Source organism: Intrasporangium sp., assembly GCF_036566125.1.
Lineage (GTDB): Bacteria > Actinomycetota > Actinomycetes > Actinomycetales > Dermatophilaceae > Intrasporangium.
The window spans coordinates 1-17,988 of the sequence record NZ_DATCWX010000100.1 but is presented as its reverse complement, the minus strand read 5'-3'; the positions used below and the strand labels follow the sequence as shown (position 1 = coordinate 17,988).

Sequence of the window (17,988 nt, the reverse complement as noted above, 5' to 3'; positions counted from 1 at the left end):
TCCCCTGGCGCACGGTGAAGGCATGGAAACCCTCCTCACCGTTCTCGGGCAGGCCCAGCCGTCGGCGACTCACCGCCCCAGGTCACGCCCGCCAGTCGCCGCCACGGTCGCCGCCCTGTGGGCCGTCCTCCAGCTCGGCCTCGCGCTCGGTCATCTGGCCGGCCTCGACGTGACGCCGTGGGCCGGCACCGACCCGTCCGTGCTCAGCGCCCTCTCCACCTCGACTGTCGCCGTGCTCGTCGCAGCCCTTTCCGGGATGAGCCTCGCCGGCTTGGCCGCTGGACACCGTCGTGGACGGCGGTCGGCCCGGGTGGCCGGTGGCATGCTGCTCGCAACTGGCCTCGTTGTCGCCCTGGCCCTCGCTGACGTGCGTTCGCTGACGCTGCTCGGCTATCTGCCCATGGTGCTGCTGCACTACATCGGGGTCGAGCCGTTCGCGGGCCAGGACATGACGATCCCGGCCCCGGTGCTCCTTTCGCTCACGCACAGCGTCGGCGGGGTCGCCCTGCTCCTCACCGGCCTGGCAGTCTTCACCGGGTCTCGGGTCCGCGGGAGCACCGCATCCGGTAAGGACCGCGAGGAGGCCGAGCGCCGTCGCATTGCCGCGCTGCGTGTCGGGCACTGGGCGGTAGGCGTCGCCGTCGCAGTGCCGCTCGTCTACGCCTCGACGCGGGTCGCCTGGGCGTTGGGCATTCCTCTCGGGGTCTCGGATGAGTTCCTCGTCATGCTCGGCGATGCGAAGTTCGCCGGTCTCGGCCTCGGCCTCTTCGGCATCCTCGGGTCGCTGCTCACGCTCGGTCTCGTGCAGCGCTGGGGGGAAGTGTTCTGGTCGTGGGTTCCGCGCATCGGTGGGCGCGCCGTTCCCGTGTCGCTCGCCGTCGTGCCGGCGCTCTTCGTCGCCATGGCCGTTATCTCGGCCGGAATCAGCTTTGCGGTCATCATTCTCGGTGGTGAGATCGACCGGCTCCCCGGCGAGCCGGTCGACTGGGGCGCGTGGGCTCCCGAGCTGCTGTGGGTGCCGTGGGGCCTCGCCCTCGGCGTCGCCGCCCTCGCCTACCGGGTCCGGCGGGAGGGCTGGGACGATGCTGGCCCCGAGAAGCGAGCCCAGCGGCATACGACCAAGTGATTGTGAAGGCCAGCATGCACTGGGCTGCCAGCCGAACTGCATACGATGGCGCCCATGAACTCCGCCCTGGCAGTGCGCTCGCGCCTGCTCGGGAAACCGGAGGACGACTTCCGTGACGCGCCGCCCCGGCGACGGCTCGGCAACCTGCTGACGCTCGGGTGGCTGGGACCGCTGTTCTTCACCGCCGTCGGCGGGATCATGCGGTTCTGGCACGTCGGCGCGCCGCACCAGCTGATCTTCGACGAGACGTACTACGTCAAGCAGGGCTGGTCGATGATCCTGTTCGGCTTCGAGATGAAGGTCGACCCCGTCCTCGAGCAGGCCAAACAGGTCGACCAGCACTTCACGGCCAACGACCCGTTCGTCTGGGGCACGGAGGGCGACTTCGTCGTCCACCCGCCGGTCGGCAAGTGGCTCATCGGGCTCGGCGAGGTGCCGTTCGGCATCCTCAACTCGTTCGGGTGGCGGTTCGCGGTGGCCCTGGCAGGGACGCTGTCGATCCTCATGCTCGGGCGGATCGCGCGTCGGCTCTTCCAGTCGGACCTGCTGGGCGCGGTCGCCGCTGCGCTGCTGGCCTTCGAGGGGCACCACTTCGTGCACTCACGGACCGGGCTGCTCGACATCTTCGTCATGTTCTTCGGGCTGGCTGCGTTCGGGGCGCTGCTCATCGACCGGGACAAGGCGCGCGAGGTGTTGGCGGCGAAGGTGGCCGGGGTGTCACGGGCGTCGATCAGCCGGTGGGGGCCGTGGCTCGGCTGGCGGCCGTGGCGCTGGGTCGCCGGCGTCATGCTCGGTCTGGCGGCGGGCGTGAAGTGGTCGGGGCTCTACTTCCTTGTCTTCTTCGGCCTGCTCACCGTCCTGTGGGACCTCGGGGCGCGACGATCCGCCGGGGTGCGCGGCTGGGTCGTCGGAGGCGTCGTCAAGGACGGGCTGTTCGCGTTCGTGCAGCTCGTCGGGACCGCTCTTGTCACCTATGTGGCCAGCTGGACCGGGTGGATCCTCACGCGGGGCGGCTCGTTCCGCACCTGGGCCGAAACGCGGCCGTCCGGCGGGCTCGGCGGCCTGCTGCCCGACTGGTGGCGGTCGCTGTGGGCATACCACCAGCAGATGTTCGAGTCGAGTGCCTCGATCAACTCGCCGCATCCCTACCAGACGAGTCCGTGGTCGTGGATGATCCAGGGCCGGCCCACGTCGTTCTTCTACGAGGGGCCGGTGAAGGGCGTCGACGGCTGCATGGTCGACCAGTGCAGCAAGGCGATCACCTCGATCGGGACGGTGTCGATCTGGTGGGGCGGGACGTTGGCGATCTTCGTCCTCCTCTTCATGTGGGCGCTGCGCCGCGACTGGCGGGCCGGGGCCGTGCTGTGCGGCATCGCAGCCGGATACCTGCCGTGGTTCTTGCTCGCCGACCGGACGATCTACTCCTTCTACGAGGTGTCTTTCGTGCCGTGGGTCGTGCTGGCCTGCGTGTATGTGCTCGGTCTGATCATCGGTGGACGGGAGACGTCGGTCACGCGACGTCGGGTCGGGCTGGGGGTGATGGGGGCCTTCGTGCTCCTGACGATCGGGCTGTTCGCGTTCTTCCACCCGATCTACGTGGCGGACGTGATCCCGCAGACGGAGTGGTCGCAGCGGATGTGGTTCCCCAGCTGGGTCTGAGCGCGGGTGGGCCGACGTAGCGCGCGATGCCTCGCCAAGCGCGCCGCGCATCCTGCGCGCGGTGGGGTGGCGCGCGCGGGGTCGGGTCCCCCGCGCTGAGCCAGTATGGGGCGGGCGTGGCCCCGTCGGGTTTCATCCGGCGGGCCGCGTGGTGTTACAGTTCCTGTCGCATCAAGGGGCTGTGGCGCAGTTGGTAGCGCGTCTCGTTCGCAATGAGAAGGTCAGGGGTTCGAATCCCCTCAGCTCCACCCCTCAGAAGCCCTGTCTGACCAGCGCCAACGCGATCGGTCCGGCGGGGTTTCATCTTTGTCATTTGCCCGACCCGCTGTCGCCAGTTACCCCTGACTCCCATGCCAGGTGTTGACACGTAGGGATCAACGTGGCTGGGCGCTTGGGGCCCTTCCTATCGGCGCGTGAGATCTCAGCGGTGTCCATGAGGGTGATGAAGGTGCCAGTGGATGGCCCCTCCGCCGCCCGCTCTCTTTGGGGACTACCTCCCGCGCGCCCCGGGCCTGAGACTGGGCGCTTACCCCAGTCGCCTCGCGGAACGACGTCGGTCACGTCACGGGTCTGGCTGCGTCCCCACGGAACGGATCAAAGGAGCCTTTCCGAGGGCGGTCCGCGGGATGGAGGCGACCCTCTCGATACGGATGGGCGGCACGCTGGCACCCAGTTGTGTGAGCTCCTTCCGTACCTTCCCGGCCAACCCCTCAGAACCGGAGCCGACAGGCAGGCCGGCGAGCAGGACCCGCAGTTCAGCGCTTTCCCGCACGATCTGCCAGGCGCTGGTCGGGACGGTGTCCATGATCCGGTGGAAGACCACGGGCTGGATGACGACTTCCCCACCGTCGATGCCTCGCAGCCGTAGGGCCTCCTGTTCTCGACCTTGGAGGCCGTCGATGCGGGTGAAGGGCATCCCGCACGGACATGCACTTGCCGAGGACAATCGGACGCTGTCGCTTAACTCGTACCGGATGAGCGGGATAGTGCGTGACCCGAGCACGGTGACGAGCACTCTGGCGCCATAGTTCCCTGGGGCAACGGGACGGTTCTGTTCGTCCACGACCTCGGTGATGACGAGGTCCTCGAACAGATGCATTCCGGTATGGTGCTGGCACTCCGCCGCGACTCCTGCGGTCTCGGTGGCGGCGTAGACGTTGAAGGGTTCTCGGCTCCACGCGGTGGCGATGGCACGGCGGGTGGCGTCGGTGAGGACCTCGGAGGCGCTGAACATGGCGTTGGGCGCGATGTGCAGACGATCCGCGCTCTGCTCCGCGGCCAAGAGCCTAAGCATCGAGGCGTAGCCGACGAGGACGTCGGGCCGGAAGCGCTGCAGCTGAGCCACGACATCCTCCAGCGGCCCGCCGGAGTCGATGCGCAGTGTCCGCAGGATTGGGCTGTCGACGGTCGCGCCGACGAGCGCGGACTGGTGCCACGGCGTCGTGGAGCTGACGACGGCCATGCTGCTGCGCCGAGTCAGCCGGAAGTTGGCACCGCCCCATGCGTATGGCCGGTTATAGGAGGCCAGGATGCCGGCCCATTCGTCGGCATTCCACAGGAAGATGCCGGGCTGCCCTGTCGTCCCGGCTGTGCGCGCCACGTAGTAGCTGCCTCGGAACAGCTCGGCACCCCGCGTGCTCGCAAGGAAGCTGGTGACCTGCTGCAACCGGACCTCGCGGTCTGTCACCACCTCGTCGAAGTGCTCCATGAGCATGCCCTTGGTCAGGATGGGCAGCTCGTGCAGCGGCGCTCCGGCCATTCCGTCATGGAACCGGCGGTAGAAGGATGATGCGTCGCACGCATAGGCTCGAAGCTCGCGGAGCAACGCAGCCTGATGTGTTTCGAGTTGGGCGCGGGTCCATGACTCGGGCCGCGTGAGCTCGCGCCTCAGCCGAAGCACCTTGGCAAGCAGCGTCATTCGCATGGCATCCTCCCTTCGGTCACGGTCGACCCCGAAGCTGCTTGGCATCGACGTACTGGGCGGTCGGCCTGACCATGTCCCTGAGGTCCAGCCCGACCAACATCCAAAAGCCGAGCGTCACAATGCCCATGAGAAGCCACATCTCCCAGGCCATGTTCGCCGGCCACGCCATGTCACCCACGATGGGGCCCTTTGCCTGGTCGAATGCCGGGTCGCAGCGGGGCCGCTGCGGTGCAGCACCCTGCGGAGTAGAGGTCGTTGCTGCCTGTGTGACGTCATAAGGCTGCGGACGAGTCCAGGTCAGCCGGTCTGGAACAGGCGCACGAGCACTTCCAGGGCGATGAGTGCGCCGATGAGTCGCGCGAGGGCCTTCCATCGGGGACCGGCGCGCAGAGCGATGGAGTCGGCGAGCGGGATCATGGCAAAGGCGAACCCGGCGTACATGGCGTGCCACCACTCCCGGGGCCGGTGACCGCCCGCCAGCAGGGCCAGTCCGCCCGCGGCGGCCATGACTACCAGGATGAGTGCCACGGCCAGGCTGCGGGCGGCGAACCGGCCGGGAGGCCGGCCCCGGATCAGGCGGATGGCGGCCTCGCCGGTGGTGGCGAGCATCGCTAGTCCCGTGGCGAGGGTGAGCAGGACGTGCAGGTCACGGGCGAACATGGCACCCAATCCGTGGCCCACCCGGACGTTGCCGGGAGAGCCGTCGTGGTCGGGTCACCCGACCGGGGTGACGAGGTTGGTCACGGTGCCGATGATCATGATCGCCCAGAACAGCGCAATGGCGAAGTAGGCCCAGCCACGCCGTTGCAGGCTCAGCGCCTCGTCCCAGTCGCGTGGCTCGACCGGCCCGCCCCGGTCCAGGTAGGGGATGGCGACCAGGGCGGCCGTCATCAGAACCATGCCGATGACGGTGCCCCAGATGTCGGGCTCGAGGCCGAAGGCGATATTGACGAAGCGATTCATGCCGTGGGTCCACGTGATCGGGAAGGTCGGCACGATGCCGAGGCCGCCGGGGCCGTGCTCGGACCCGTAGAACTCCGAAGTGGGCAGCAGCTGAGGTTCGGGACCGGCGTCGCGGTGGATGAACGAGATCACGAGGATGGGGCCGAGGATGATCGCGCTGTAGATCAGCCACTCCCGAATATGGGTGCTGAACGGCACCTTCCGGCCGCTGGCCTTGTGCCAGAACGGCAGCGAGATGCCCTTCACCTTGATCAGGTAGTAGTGCATGGCGATCAGCCCAAGCAGCAGGATCGGCAGGATCGACACGTGCAGCGCCCAGTACGGGATGAGCAGGTTGGTGGCACTCGGCACGTTGAGCAGGTCCTGGTGCGTGTAGTGCAGAGGCTCGCTCAGCCCGACCGCCTCCAAGATCTCCGAGGTGTGCCACGGCACCGCGAACCCGCGCTCGTCCCAGTGCAGCGTCTCTCCGGTGATGCTGATCAGGAACACCGTCCCGGCAAGGGCGACGCCGATCTGCCAGAGCCCCTTCTTGGCCCCGCGGTATCCGCCGCTGAAGAACACCCGCATCATGTGGATCATGACGAGGGCGAAGATCACGTAGGCGTTCCAGTAGTGGAAGTTGAGCACCACTGACCAGCCGCCCTCGCTGAGCAGGGTCTTGGTGATGCCGTAGGCCCGGCCCGCGTCCGGGATGTATCGCAGAGAGAGCAGCATTCCGGTGAGGATCTCCAGGGCCAGGGAGATGCCAAGCACACCGCCCAAGGAGTACCAGATGGTGTTGGTCTCCACCGGGATCATGTACTCGCTGATCATCCCGCGGACGCCGAGCTGGTCCTTGACCTGATCCCGGAACGCGTGCCGCCAATCTGCGCCCGTCGGCGGTTCGACTGTCGCCGTCTGGTTTGGTCGCTCCTCGCCGGGGTCCGGCACCTCAGGGACGACGGGCTGTGTTTCAGACATGGTGGTTTGCCTCCAGTGCCTTCGCACCGCCACCTGTCCTGGTGAACTCCCGAGAGTCATTGTCTCGCCGGTAGCCATTGGATGGCAATGATCCGAACCTGCCGACGCCTTCGGCGAAGGGTACCGAAGAGGCGCACCATGCCGAAGAAGATCTGAAGCCATGCCAGTCTGATCAGGGCCAGCGCGGCGCACCGGAGCGAGACGGCACCGTCCTTGCTCACGGTCGTCCACGACAACCATGGCTCCATCGCGGCCGGCGGCTTGGTGACAGTCAGGGCGGTGGGCGCGTGGGCCGAGTAGGGATCGTGTCACGCACGCTTGACGACCGTCAGCAGGATCGTGCTGTCCTTGACTGCCTCGACGCTGTGCCGGGCAGGCGGGATGACGAGGAGGTCCCCGGGCGCGCCGTCCCAGGACGCCTCGTCACTGATGAGGCGGACCCGGCCGCCGAGCACGTGGAGCGTGGCCTCGCCCGGGCTCTCGTGCTCGTCGAGCACCTGCCCTTCGAGCAGCGCGATCACGGTCTGGCGCAGCTGGTGTTCGTGCCCGCCGTAGACGGTGCGGGCGCTGCGTCCGGTCGACGACGATCGGGCTCCCTCGAGCTGGGTGCGGGCCAGGGCCGTCAATGAGTGCTTCTCCACAGTGGTCACCTCGAGGATCTCGTCAGCGCAGCCGCTCGGTCGGTGCGGGCTCACCCTGACAGCATGACCGTCCCTGCGCCCGACGTCGATCGACCAGCCACTGTCCGGGCGGTCCGGTCGCGGAAGGCCCGCCGCTCGGAGTGCGCGGCGGGCCTTCCCTGGTGTCGTTACGGTGGAACCGGGCGGACGCGGTCAGCCGCCGTAGCTGCTGACCGCGTTCAACCAGGCGCTTCCGGCAGGCGACCCCACACCGGTGACGTCGTCGTAGCCGGGCCTGACGTGGATGGTCAGCGGCTCGTCCCAGTCGAAGGTGCGGGTGAGGTAGGTGTACCCGTCGTCGGCGTTCTCGGAGTTCACGAAGTTGACCCGGATGGCTCCTGGATAGGTGGAGCGCAAGGTCTTCGTCACGTCGTACGACACACTGCGTGCTGCGTACAGTGCCGGGTTCGCCAACCCGTAGCTGCCGTGGTTCTGGACAGCCAGGGCGAACATGCCCGCGTACAGCGGCGAGGACAGGCTCGTCCCCCCGATGCGGTACTCGTCGTAGTAGGTGCCATTGGAGAACCGCTGGGTCTGCCCGACAAGCATTCCGGTGTTGGGGTCACCCAGGGCCGAGACGTCCGGAACGACCCGGGCGGCCGGAGCGGTGCCGTTGTAGGTCGCGATTGAGTTGGGCACGACACCGGCCTGGTAGGACGGCTGGGCGAACAGCCGACTTGTGCCGCCGCCTCCGCCATAGAGGTAGGACAGCGGTCCCCACGTGGAGGTCTTCTTGTCCCACGTGCTCGTGCCGGACTGCCAGCCCAGCTCGAACAGGCGGGTGTTGCCCTGGGTCACGCCCATAGAGGTTCCACCCACCGCAGTGACCCACGGGCTCGATGCCGGCCAGTCGGGGCTCGGGGTGGCGGAGGAGTCACCGAAGGTCTCGTCGCCGCTGTCACCGGAGGAGAAGAAGAGGCTGATTCCCTCGGCTGCTGCCTGGATGTAGGTGTCTTCCTGCGGCTTGATGTACCCCGGAGGTAGCGCTTCGCCCGCGTACCCGTAGGAGTTGGTGACGATGTCGGCCAGGTGCCGGTCCACGACCCGGTTCATGATGGCGTCGAGGTCTCGGTAGTTGTTCGGCGCGCCCACGTAGACGATGTCGGCGCCCGGTGCCATCGTGTGCACGGCCTCGACGTCGAGAGTCTCCTCGCCGCTCCAACCCTCCGGGTCCTGCACCGGGTTCTGCGGACGGACATACGTGCCCGGCGCCACGACCTGGCTGAAGTGCCCGGTGATCGGGGGCAGGCCATGCCGGCGGGAGTACTCGGTGACGTCGCTCACGATGGTGGAGGAGGCATAGGCGTCGATGACGGCCACGGTCACGCCTGTTCCGTCGTTGCCTGAGTCGATGGCGCTGGTCAAGCCGTACGCGCCCTGCAGCTGTGTCCCGGCGTACCCGCACGGGGCGAATGCCGTGACGGAGTAGGCCGTGACGGTGCCGGCTGCGTTGTTCGACCACGGACCGGGAGTCAGCATGGTGCCATCCGGAGTGGGCGTGTTCGCGAGCGTCTTCTGACCCCAGTACCGAGAGCACGGCGGGGCGTTGCGGAACCCGGCCGGCGGCGATGCGTCGACGTGGACGAGATTCGCCGACTCATCCAGACCGATCACTCCCTGGATCCCGGACAGCGAGGACGGCACCGACAGGGCCGTGGTGTTGGACCGCATGGTCTGACCCTGATAGCGGAACGTGGCGAAGGAGGTGTTGAACGCCTTCGCCGCCTTCGCAACGGTGCCGATCGCCTCCACGTACTTGTTGTTGTCCGGGACGGTGCCGATCGTGAAGCCCTGTCCGCGCAGCCAGGTCTCGACGCGGGCGACGTCGGCGGCCGTGGGGCTGAACCTGGAGCGGAACTGAGCGGGAGTGAGGAACTTGCCGTAGAGCGCATTGCCCTTGGTCGACACTGCGCGAGCGTAGGCTGCGGCGCCCGCGTCGTCGCGGTTGCGCAGGTAGACGCGGAAGCCGACCGGTTGTGAACCATTTGCCGAGCCGACTCGATGGACCGCCGTGGCCCACGTCGGCAGGCTGCCAGGCAGCTTGGTGTTGCCACCGCTGGAGCCGGCTGCCAATCCGGCGCCCCCGGTGCCTGTCACCAGAGCCGCCACCGCCACCCCGACAAGCGGGATGCTTCGTAGCAATCGCACGTTGTGCTCCTTTGTCGGAACCAGGACCGCGTCTTTCTGCACGGCCGCCTTCAACAGGTGCGGTTTCAGTCGACTCCCCAACGGACTCCCATGACAAGACTCTGCACTCTGAGAGTTTCCTGTGAACATGGCGTGAACTACGGCCAACTCACGTGCAGACACCGGCGATTTCGGCCTAGCGACGTTGCGACACGTGGTCCTGGACGAGCCTCATCGACACCAGTTCGGTGAATCCGGCTCGTCGGGCAAAGCGCACCTTCCGTCGCTTGTACACGGTGAAGCCGAGCTTGGCGTAGAGGCCGAGGGCGGGCTCATTGGTGTCCTTGATGTCCTCGAGCACATATTCGCGATACTCAGGAAGTGCCAAGAGGTGTCGCAGCAACGCAGTCGCGACGCCTCGACCCTGATGGGCAGGCTCGGTGGCGACGAACCCGATCTCGGCGAGCCCTGGGCGGGCGTCTTCCGAAGGGCGCATGAACCAGGTCCGGATCACCACGTAACCAAGCAGTCCGCGCACCAGCCCGAGGTGTCGCCGGATCTCCCGCCATCGCGGCGCGAACAGGGTCTGGTCGCCCTCGGTGAGCGAGGCGAGTCCGGCGGGCTCCCCGTCCACCAGCGCGATGTAGAACCGTTCGAGCAGCAGCATGTGCTCGAAGGCGTCGGCCAACGTGCTGGTGTCCCGCGAGAACGCGACGAAGTCCTTCGCGAAACTGCGCACATAGACCTCGGTGATGCGGCGCCGATATCCCTCGCCGAGCTCGTCTCCCCGCTCGACGTCAACCATCGTCTGGCCCATCCCCGCCCACTCCGTTCGTCGCGCACCAGTGCGGGTCGACCATATCGATGTGCTCGCACACCGCGAACTCGCGGGGGGACGGTGTCCTGCGCCCGCGTTCAGACTGTCCTGGACCTGCCGAGTTGAGTGACGAGTGCCCAGATGATGGCCACGTCAAGAGCGATGATGACGATGGCCCAGACAGGGTAGTAAGGGAGCCACATGAACTGCGCCACCGCCGAGAGGACCGCGACGACCATTGCGACGATGAACGACCAGGTCTGCCCCATGAGCATGGCGATACCCAGTCCGATTGCGGCGAGCCCCAGGATCAGGTGGATCCAACCCCACTGCGTGGTGTCGAACTTGTAGATGTAATTGCCGGTCACAACGAAGCGTTGGTCGTTGATGATGGCGGCGAGGCCCTGGAGCGCCTGGAAGATGCCGACCAGCATGAGCAGGGACGCCGCGAACACCGTGAGGCCCTCTGCCCACCCCACTTTGGTCGGTGAAGGTTGACTCGACATCGATCCCTTCCCTTCATGTCACCGGTCACGGGATATGGCCGGAATGCCCTTTCTCGAACGCTAGGTGAGCACCGCGACCACGCACTCATCCTTTCGAGGTGAAACGAAAATCCACCAAGCCATTCAGCTGGCGAGCCCGAACTTCAGGTCCTCCCAGAACGCGCCGGGCTTGAACCACCCGACGCTTCGGCTGCGCCATCGAGCGCGAACTCCGCGAGCTTCGTCAGCGCGGGGCGGGTGTACGTGGCCAACCGGGCGCGAGCGTCCTCCAAGGCGTCTGATCCCGCGTAGTCGGGCGGGATGCGAGCCGGGTTCAGGGCCACACGATCCGCCCACTCCTTGATGTCCGCCTCGGCCGAGAAGGACATGGCCGACCGGGTTCCCACAAGGTTCATCCTGGCCCATCCGCTCAGCGAGTTCGGCAGCGGCGACGGAGGGCAGAGGCGGTTCTTCTCATCGTCGTCGTGACGGGTCGCCTCGACGTAGCCGACCAGAGCCGCGCCAAAGCACGGGAAACCGGTCCTGATCGGCTGCAGCGTGATCACCTCAGGGCGCCACACCGGCACGAGCGGCGCGCACTTCAGGCCATCAGCGGCACAGTGGACGACTACGGCGTCCCTTGCGACAGTGACGGACCCGTTGGCGAAGCGGAGGCGACCGCGGCTCGCAGCGAGCAGGTGACCGCGGCGCACGACGTTCTCCAGGCTGCGGAGCTGCTCCAGCTCCCACATCGCGAGGGTTGGCGTCTTGGCCATCGTGGGCATGATCGACGGGTCGATCCGCAGCATGATCCCGGCGTCCTCGAGCCGCAGGAACAGGTCGTCGACGGAGGTTGCCGTCGTCGCCAGCTGCATGACATCAGCGGCCATGCCGAGGTAGACAGCGGGATCGGGTTGCACCACCGCACGGTTGAGCATCCAGGGCTCGCGCGGTCGCACCCAGCAGATCCGATCAGGGTCGACACCACGGGAGAGCAGCCAGATGCACGCGTCGGTCGCGGTCTTGCCAGAGCCCACGACGACGTACTGGCTCGGCGCCTCCTCGAGTCGTGCCAGCTCGTTGACAGGTAGCACCGTCGCGTCATCCGCGACCACGAACGGCGCAGGCGCCTCGGCAGGGATGCTCGGGGACAGATAGCGGGCGTCGACGACGCGGCACCGCTCCGGCACCTCGAGACGCTCACCGGAGATCCGCGAGACGATGTGGCGGTCACCGACATAGTCGCAGTTCGGGAGGAACTCCACCTTCCCCGCCTCGACCATCCGCTCGAGCATCCGCACGTAGTAGGTGAGGATCTCCGCCTGGGTGGCCCGCTCCTGAAGGCCGATCTCAGGCCCGTTCTGCTGCAGCCTGCCACCGCCGAGCAGGGTCGACGCGACGCCGTAGAAGGCCGAGGCCTGGTGCAGGCGGACGAAGGGATACGCCTCAAGCCAATGCCCGCCGACGCCGTGGCGACGGTCGACCAGCGCCACGCGCACATCGGCGTGGTCGCTCAGGGCGTCGGCGAAGGCCATCCCCATGGCACCGGCTCCCACCACGAGGTAGTCCACCTCGTGCTGGAAGCCGGTACGGGTCATGCATCAACGCTGGCACTCGGTCACCACGGCGTCCATCGCTTTCGGCGAGCGGGGCCGAGCGGGGTCGATCATCGTGATGCCGCTGACGACAGCCCGGTCCATGGTGGGCAGCAGCGTCGCCGCCTCCTCGAGCCCGACGACCCGCTCGATCAGCGACTCGGGCCGTAGGTCCCCCGACGCGATGCGGGCCATCATGGCCCGGTAGTCGACCGCAGCCATGCCGTGCGAGCCGAGCAGGTCCAGTTCCCAAGCGATCACGCGCGACATCGGCACTCGGGGATGGCCGCCGACCGGGGGCAGCAGCCCGATCTGGACGTGTCGGCCGCGACGACGCAGCGACAGGATCGAGTCCGCGCAGGTCTCCTCCGTGCCCACCGCGTCCACGGAGACGTGGCTTCCCCCCGAGGTCAGCTCGTGCACCAACCCCGGCACGGCGGAGGCGTCGGTCGCCAACGTGATGTCGGCACCCACCGCCTTGGCGGCAGCCAGCGCCTCGTGGTTGCGGTCGACGGCGATCACCTTGGCCCCCAGCGCCTTGCCGATCATCACGCAGGAGAGCCCGACGCCGCCGGCACCGACGACGGTGACCCACTCGCCGGCCCGGACCTGCGCCCGATCCGTGAGCGCGCGCCATGCGGTGGCAAACCGGCAGCCCAGTGCCGCGGCCGCCTCGAACGACACCTCGTCCGGCACTGCCACGAGATTGGTGTCAGCAGCGTGCAGCGCAACGGATTCGGCGAACGAGCCCCAATGGGTGAAGCCGGGCTGTTCCTGGGATGGACACACCTGCGCGTTGCCAGACCGGCACCACTCGCACGCGCCGCAGCCCTCGACGAAGGGCACGGTCACCCGGTCACCCACCGACCAGTCCTCGACGCCTTCCCCGACGGCGGAGACCACACCCGCGAGCTCGTGCCCAGGCACGTGGGGAAGCCTGATCTCGTCGTGCCCGACCCACGCGTGCCAGTCGCTGCGGCAGAGCCCCGTGGCGCGCACAGAAACGACCACACCACCCTCCGGCGCAACGGGATCGGGCACGTCCCGGACCACGGGAGCCGCCCCGATCTCGTCGTAGATGACTGCCTTCACGACGAGCTGCTCTGGGACGCGGCCAGGTAGTCGCGCAGGGACAGGGGCCGCCGCCCGGTAACCCGCTCGATGTCGTCCGTCACCCCGTCGAGCTCCCCCGCCTTGATCGCAAGGTACGTCGAGACCCAGGCCTCGACCTGCCAGTCCGGCGCTCCGTACACCTCCCGGGACCGGTAGGCCTCCTCGACCGTCTCGTCCTGGAACCGCACCTCGCGACCGCGGACCTCGGTGAGGACCCGTGCCGCCTCCGACAGGGTCAGCGCCTCCGGTCCGGTCAGCGAATAGCTCTCGCCGGCGTGCCGCGCCGGTTCCGCAAGCACCGCAACCGCAACCCGAGCGATGTCCTCGTGCGAGACGACCGCCGCTCGGCCATCGCCTGCCGGTCCGCGGATCACGCCGTCCGGCCCGACCATCGCCTCGGTGAACTCGAGGTAGAGGTTGTCCCGGAGGAAGGTCCACGCCATACCGGACGCCTTGATGTGCTCCTCGGTCGCGAAGTGGTCCCGGGCCAGCGTGAACGTCGCATCGGGCGCAGCACCGAAGAACGAGACGTAGACGATGTGCTCCACACCGGCGCCTGCGGCTGCGTCGATGAAGGCCCGATGCTCCTCGAGCCGCTTCTCGTGCTCCGCGGCCGAGACCATGAACAGCGTCGACACTCCGTCCAGGGCCTCCGCGTTCGCGGTCGAGTCGCCATACGTGCTCTGCAGGACCGTCGCACCCTCCAGCTGAGGTGCCCGTGCGAGGTCCCGGACCAGAAGTCGCTGGGCCACCCGGAGTTCCTCCAGTCCCCGCGCGACGAGACCACCGAGCCAGCCGGTCGAGCCCGTCATCGCCAGGGCCGGCGCGCCTTCCGATGTGCTCATGCGTTCGATGCTAGGCGTGAGACTCAGCGGAGCCGCGCGCAGGTCCCGGCCGCACAACCAGCCCTCGGCTAGCATCCGCGTCATGACCCGGGAACAGCGGCGCTGGCTGCGGCGCGGCCTCATCGCACTCGGGGTGGTGCTCGTCGGGGCGGGGGCAGCCTTGGTCACCGTCGGACCCGGACTCGTCGAGAGCTCGATGAACAAGCTCGAGCCCGATCCCCTGCCCGAGGTGAGTCCACGGGCCCGAGACCTCCATCAGCGGCTGCAGGTCGTCGACCTGCATGCCGACACGCTGATGTGGGCCCGCGACCTGCTCGAGCGCGCCGACCGCGGCCACGTGGACCTGCCGCGCCTGCGCGAGGGCCATGTCGCCCTCCAGGTCTTCTCGTCGGTGTCCAAGTCACCGAGAGGTCAGAACTACGAGTCCAACACCGGCGACACCGACAACATCACGCTCCTGACGATGGTCCAGCTGCAGCCCCCGCGGACGTGGGGTTCGCTGCTGCAGCGCTCGCTCTACCACGCCGAGAAGCTCGAGCAGGCGGCCAGGGACTCCCAGGGCGCGCTGATCCTGATCAGGACCAAGGCAGACGTCGACCGGCTCGTCACGGCCCGACAGGCCGGTCAGGACGTGACCGGGGCCCTCTTCTCCGTCGAGGGACTGCAGAACCTCGAGGGCCGGCTCGAGAACCTCGACACACTCGAAGCGGCCGGCATGCGGATGGCCGGCTTCACCCATTTCTTCGACAACGAGCTCGCCGGCTCGATGCACGGCGTCGACAAGGGCGGCCTCACCGATCTCGGGCGGCGGGCCGTCGACGCGATGGAGGCGCGCGGCATCATCGTCGACCTCGCCCACGCCAGCCACACCGCCATCGACGAGATCCTGCAGCGAGCGACCAGGCCGCTCGTCGCCAGCCACGGTGGCGTCCAGGCGACCTGCAACGTCAACCGCAACCTCACCGACGACGAGATCCGCGGCATCGCGCGGACCGGCGGTGTCGTCGGCATCGGCTACTGGGACGCAGCCGTCTGCGAACTGACGCCCAAGGCGGTCGTCGACGCCATCGAGCACGTCATCGAGGTCGGCGGGATCGGTACGGCAGCGCTCGGCAGCGACTACGACGGCGCGGTGACGGTCGGCTGGGACACCAGCGACCTCGCCGTGATCACCCAGGAACTGCTCGACCGCGGCCGCAGCGAGGATGAGATCGCGGCGATCATGGGCGGCAACACCCTTCGCGTCCTGCGCGCCGTCCTCCCCGAGTCACACGTCCCCGCCGCCCAACCACACTAGCCTCGACACCATGAGCCAGGCCCGTGTCGGCGTCTCCGGCTGGCGCTACCCGCGCTGGCGGGGAGACTTCTACCCCAAGGGCCTGCGCCAGAAGGACGAGCTGCACTACGCAGCCGAGCGAATGACCTCCGTCGAGATCAACGGCTCCTTCTACTCGCTCCAGCGCCCCACCTCCTACGAGGCCTGGCGCAACGCCACCCCGGACGGCTTCGTCTTCGCCGTCAAGGGCGGCCGGTTCATCACCCATCTCAAGCAGCTGCGCGACGTCGAGACCCCGCTCGCCAACTTCTTCGCCTCAGGGGTGCTCACACTCGGCGACAAGCTCGGCCCGATCCTCTGGCAGCTGCCCGAGCGGACGCGCTTCGACCCCGAGCGCCTCGCCGCCTTCTTCGAGCTCCTCCCCCGCACGACCACAGCAGCCGCCGAGCTGGCCGAGCGCCACGACGACAAGGTCCCCGACGACCGCGCCACCACCGCGGCCCTCACCCACCATAGGATCCGCCACGCCCTCGAGCCCCGCCACGAGAGCTTCGACACGGCCGACGCCCGCGCGTTCCTCGCCGAGCACGACATCTGCACCGTCGTCGCCGACAGCGCGGGCCGCTGGCCGCAGCTGCACGACGCGACGAGCGACTTCCGCTATGTCCGGCTGCACGGCGAGACCGAGCTCTACGCCAGCGGCTACACCGACGACTCCCTCGACCGCTGGGCAGCCCAGGTCAACCGGTGGCTCGCCGACGGGCACGACACCTACGTCTATTTCGACAACGACGCCAAGGGCCACGCACCCCACGACGCCGTCGCCCTCCTCGACCGACTCGACCGACTCGACCGACTTCCCGCCTCCACCACCTCCCGCGCCACTGACGACGAGCCCAGCCACGATTCCGACGGCACCTGACCGCGGAAGCGAGCTCAGCGGCATACCGTGTCCTCGTGACCGACAACGCCACCCAGCCACCCCCCGCTGAGCCCGCCCGACGAACGGCCGTCCCTCCCGCGGTACGAGCGGCGAGCGAGTGGTCGCTGCGCCTGCTCGTCATCGGCGCCGCGCTCTACATCGTCTCGCTCGTCCTGCGTGAGTTCTCGCAGATCGTCGTCCCGCTCCTCGTGGCCCTCCTGCTCGCGGCGATGCTCGTGCCGATCACCAGGCGGATCGCGCGAGTCATGCACACCGGCGCCGCCGCCGGCCTGACCGTCGTCGGCGTCCTCATCGCGGTCAGCGCGCTCTTCACCCTCATCGGCCAACAGTTCAGCAGCGGCTTGTCGGACCTGACGGCGCAGGTGGCGACGGGTTTGGAGCAGATCCGTGACTGGGTGCGGACGACGTTCAACATCACCGACACGGAGTTCGACCGCTACTTCGAGAGCCTTCGGGACGGCGTGAGCAGCTCCGGCAACCTCGGCCGGACCGCCGCCAATGTCGGGCTGACGGCGACGCACTTCATCGCCGGGATCTTCATCACCCTCTTCTCCCTGTTCTTCTTCCTCTACGACGGGCCGCGGATCTGGAACTGGGTGGTGCGCCTCTTCCCACGAGTGGCGCGCTCCCGCGTCGCGTCCTCCGGCCGCATCGCCTGGGACCAGCTGTCAGCCTTCGTCCGCGCGACGATCATCGTGGCGTTCGTCGACGCCGTGGGCATCGCGCTCGGCGCCGCGATCCTCAAGGTGCCCTTCGCGTTCGCCATCGGCGTGCTCGTGTTCCTCTTCGCCTTCATCCCCATCGTCGGTGCGCTGCTGTCCGGCGCGGTGGCGGTCATCCTCGCGCTCGTCTCACAGGGCTTCGGCGTGGCGCTCATCATGCTCGCCGTCGTCATCGGGGTGCAGCAGCTCGAGTCGCACGTCCTCCAGCCGCTCCTGCTCGGCCATGCCGTCAGCGTTCACCCGCTCGGCGTCATCCTCGCGATCGCCGCCGGGTCGCAGATCGCGGGGATCGTCGGTGCGCTGGCCGCGGTGCCGTTCGCTGCCGTGCTCAACGCCGTCGGCAAGCACCTGCTCATGAACGAGCCCGAGGAGGAGCTCGATGAAGAGCTGGAGGAATCGGCCGAGGAGGGATCCGCGCCCGCCAACGCCTGACTCGCGGGGTTACTGCGACGCGGCGCGGCGCGCGAACAGCGCCCGGTCGTCGAGCTCGTCGACCTCGTCCGCGAACTCGGGCGTGTCGAAGACGTCCGCCGGGATGCCGTCCTCCGTGAAGCGCGGCTCGGCCTTCGCCTTCATCGCGTACGTCGGAGTGGGCACCGGCACCGGGCTCCACGTGCCGGGGGCGGGTGGCTCGGCCGACTTCTGCGCCGTGGCCTCCGTCGCCTCGACGTCAAACACCATGCCGTATGCCGCTGAGCTCGCTCGCCCTGCCGCGCCCACTCCCGCCGTGGCCGGCTCACTGGTCGTGGCGGG

At 68.2% G+C, this 17,988-nt stretch carries 15 protein-coding genes, 1 tRNA gene and 1 pseudogene; 6 read left to right on the top strand and 11 right to left on the bottom strand.

The genetic code is table 11. The features are described from left to right. Positions 1-22: 22 nt before the first annotated feature. The 3 genes from VIR15_RS06135 to VIR15_RS06125 all read left to right on the top strand — a co-directional run bounded on the left by VIR15_RS06135 (position 23) and on the right by VIR15_RS06125 (position 3,033). Positions 23-1,126: a hypothetical protein gene (locus VIR15_RS06135; protein ID WP_331926593.1), complete on the top strand. Its 1,104-nt coding sequence runs from the start codon at positions 23-25 to the stop codon at positions 1,124-1,126. Between the two features lie 54 nt (positions 1,127-1,180). After that, positions 1,181-2,785 carry a dolichyl-phosphate-mannose--protein mannosyltransferase gene (locus tag VIR15_RS06130; protein WP_331926592.1) on the top strand — a complete coding sequence of 535 codons (1,605 nt, stop codon included), beginning with the start codon at positions 1,181-1,183 and terminating at the stop codon, positions 2,783-2,785. A 175-nt stretch (positions 2,786-2,960) separates the two neighbouring features. Then, a tRNA-Ala gene (locus tag VIR15_RS06125) sits at positions 2,961-3,033 on the top strand. A gap of 314 nt (positions 3,034-3,347) precedes the next feature. On the opposite strand, the gene VIR15_RS06120 is transcribed toward VIR15_RS06125, so the two are convergent. The 10 genes from VIR15_RS06120 to VIR15_RS06075 all read right to left on the bottom strand — a co-directional run bounded on the left by VIR15_RS06120 (position 3,348) and on the right by VIR15_RS06075 (position 14,294). Further along, positions 3,348-4,709 (bottom strand): phenylacetate--CoA ligase family protein, encoded by a 1,362-nt coding sequence (locus VIR15_RS06120; RefSeq protein ID WP_331926591.1) that lies wholly within the window; start codon positions 4,707-4,709, stop codon positions 3,348-3,350. Between the two features lie 297 nt (positions 4,710-5,006). After that, on the bottom strand, positions 5,007-5,369 hold the full coding sequence (locus VIR15_RS06115) for a hypothetical protein (RefSeq protein WP_331926590.1): 363 nt from the start codon (positions 5,367-5,369) through the stop codon (positions 5,007-5,009). Positions 5,370-5,423: 54 nt separating this feature from the next. Then, complete coding sequence (locus VIR15_RS06110; protein WP_331926589.1) at positions 5,424-6,632, bottom strand: cytochrome b N-terminal domain-containing protein; 1,209 nt, start codon at positions 6,630-6,632, stop codon at positions 5,424-5,426. 308 nt (positions 6,633-6,940) lie between these two features. Further along, positions 6,941-7,327: a cupin domain-containing protein gene (locus VIR15_RS06105; protein WP_331926588.1), complete on the bottom strand. Its 387-nt coding sequence runs from the start codon at positions 7,325-7,327 to the stop codon at positions 6,941-6,943. 138 nt (positions 7,328-7,465) lie between these two features. Then, a complete protein-coding gene (locus VIR15_RS06100; RefSeq protein WP_331926587.1) occupies positions 7,466-9,460 on the bottom strand; it encodes a S53 family peptidase in 1,995 nt (664 codons plus the stop codon). Between the two features lie 175 nt (positions 9,461-9,635). Continuing rightward, positions 9,636-10,256 carry a GNAT family N-acetyltransferase gene (locus VIR15_RS06095; protein WP_331926586.1) on the bottom strand — a complete coding sequence of 207 codons (621 nt, stop codon included), beginning with the start codon at positions 10,254-10,256 and terminating at the stop codon, positions 9,636-9,638. 98 nt (positions 10,257-10,354) lie between these two features. Then, a complete protein-coding gene (locus VIR15_RS06090) occupies positions 10,355-10,762 on the bottom strand; it encodes a DUF7144 family membrane protein (RefSeq protein WP_331926585.1) in 408 nt (135 codons plus the stop codon). A 143-nt stretch (positions 10,763-10,905) separates the two neighbouring features. Next, entirely contained in the window at positions 10,906-12,339 is a 1,434-nt protein-coding gene (locus tag VIR15_RS06085; RefSeq protein ID WP_331926584.1) for an NAD(P)-binding protein, read from the bottom strand. Between the two features lie 3 nt (positions 12,340-12,342). Then, positions 12,343-13,428, bottom strand: a complete 1,086-nt coding sequence (locus VIR15_RS06080; RefSeq protein WP_331926583.1) for an alcohol dehydrogenase catalytic domain-containing protein — start codon at positions 13,426-13,428, stop codon at positions 12,343-12,345. After that, the gene (locus VIR15_RS06075; RefSeq protein WP_331926582.1) at positions 13,425-14,294 is read right to left on the bottom strand and encodes an SDR family oxidoreductase; all 870 of its coding nucleotides are present in this window, start codon (positions 14,292-14,294) and stop codon (positions 13,425-13,427) included. The genes VIR15_RS06080 and VIR15_RS06075 overlap by 4 nt, the downstream gene beginning before the upstream one ends. 82 nt (positions 14,295-14,376) lie before the next feature. Between VIR15_RS06075 and VIR15_RS06070 the strand changes: the two genes are divergently transcribed. The 3 genes from VIR15_RS06070 to VIR15_RS06060 are packed head-to-tail and all read left to right on the top strand — an operon-like array spanning position 14,377 to position 17,667. After that, the gene (locus tag VIR15_RS06070) at positions 14,377-15,591 is read left to right on the top strand and encodes a dipeptidase (protein WP_331926581.1); all 1,215 of its coding nucleotides are present in this window, start codon (positions 14,377-14,379) and stop codon (positions 15,589-15,591) included. Between the two features lie 10 nt (positions 15,592-15,601). After that, positions 15,602-16,492, top strand: coding sequence for a DUF72 domain-containing protein (locus VIR15_RS06065; protein WP_331926580.1), 891 nt, complete (start codon positions 15,602-15,604; stop codon positions 16,490-16,492). Between the two features lie 35 nt (positions 16,493-16,527). Then, positions 16,528-17,667, top strand: coding sequence for an AI-2E family transporter (locus VIR15_RS06060; RefSeq protein ID WP_331926579.1), 1,140 nt, complete (start codon positions 16,528-16,530; stop codon positions 17,665-17,667). Between the two features lie 9 nt (positions 17,668-17,676). Here the strand turns inward: VIR15_RS06060 and VIR15_RS06055 are convergent. After that, positions 17,677-17,988 (bottom strand): annotated as a pseudogene (locus VIR15_RS06055) (hypothetical protein); the annotation flags it as partial.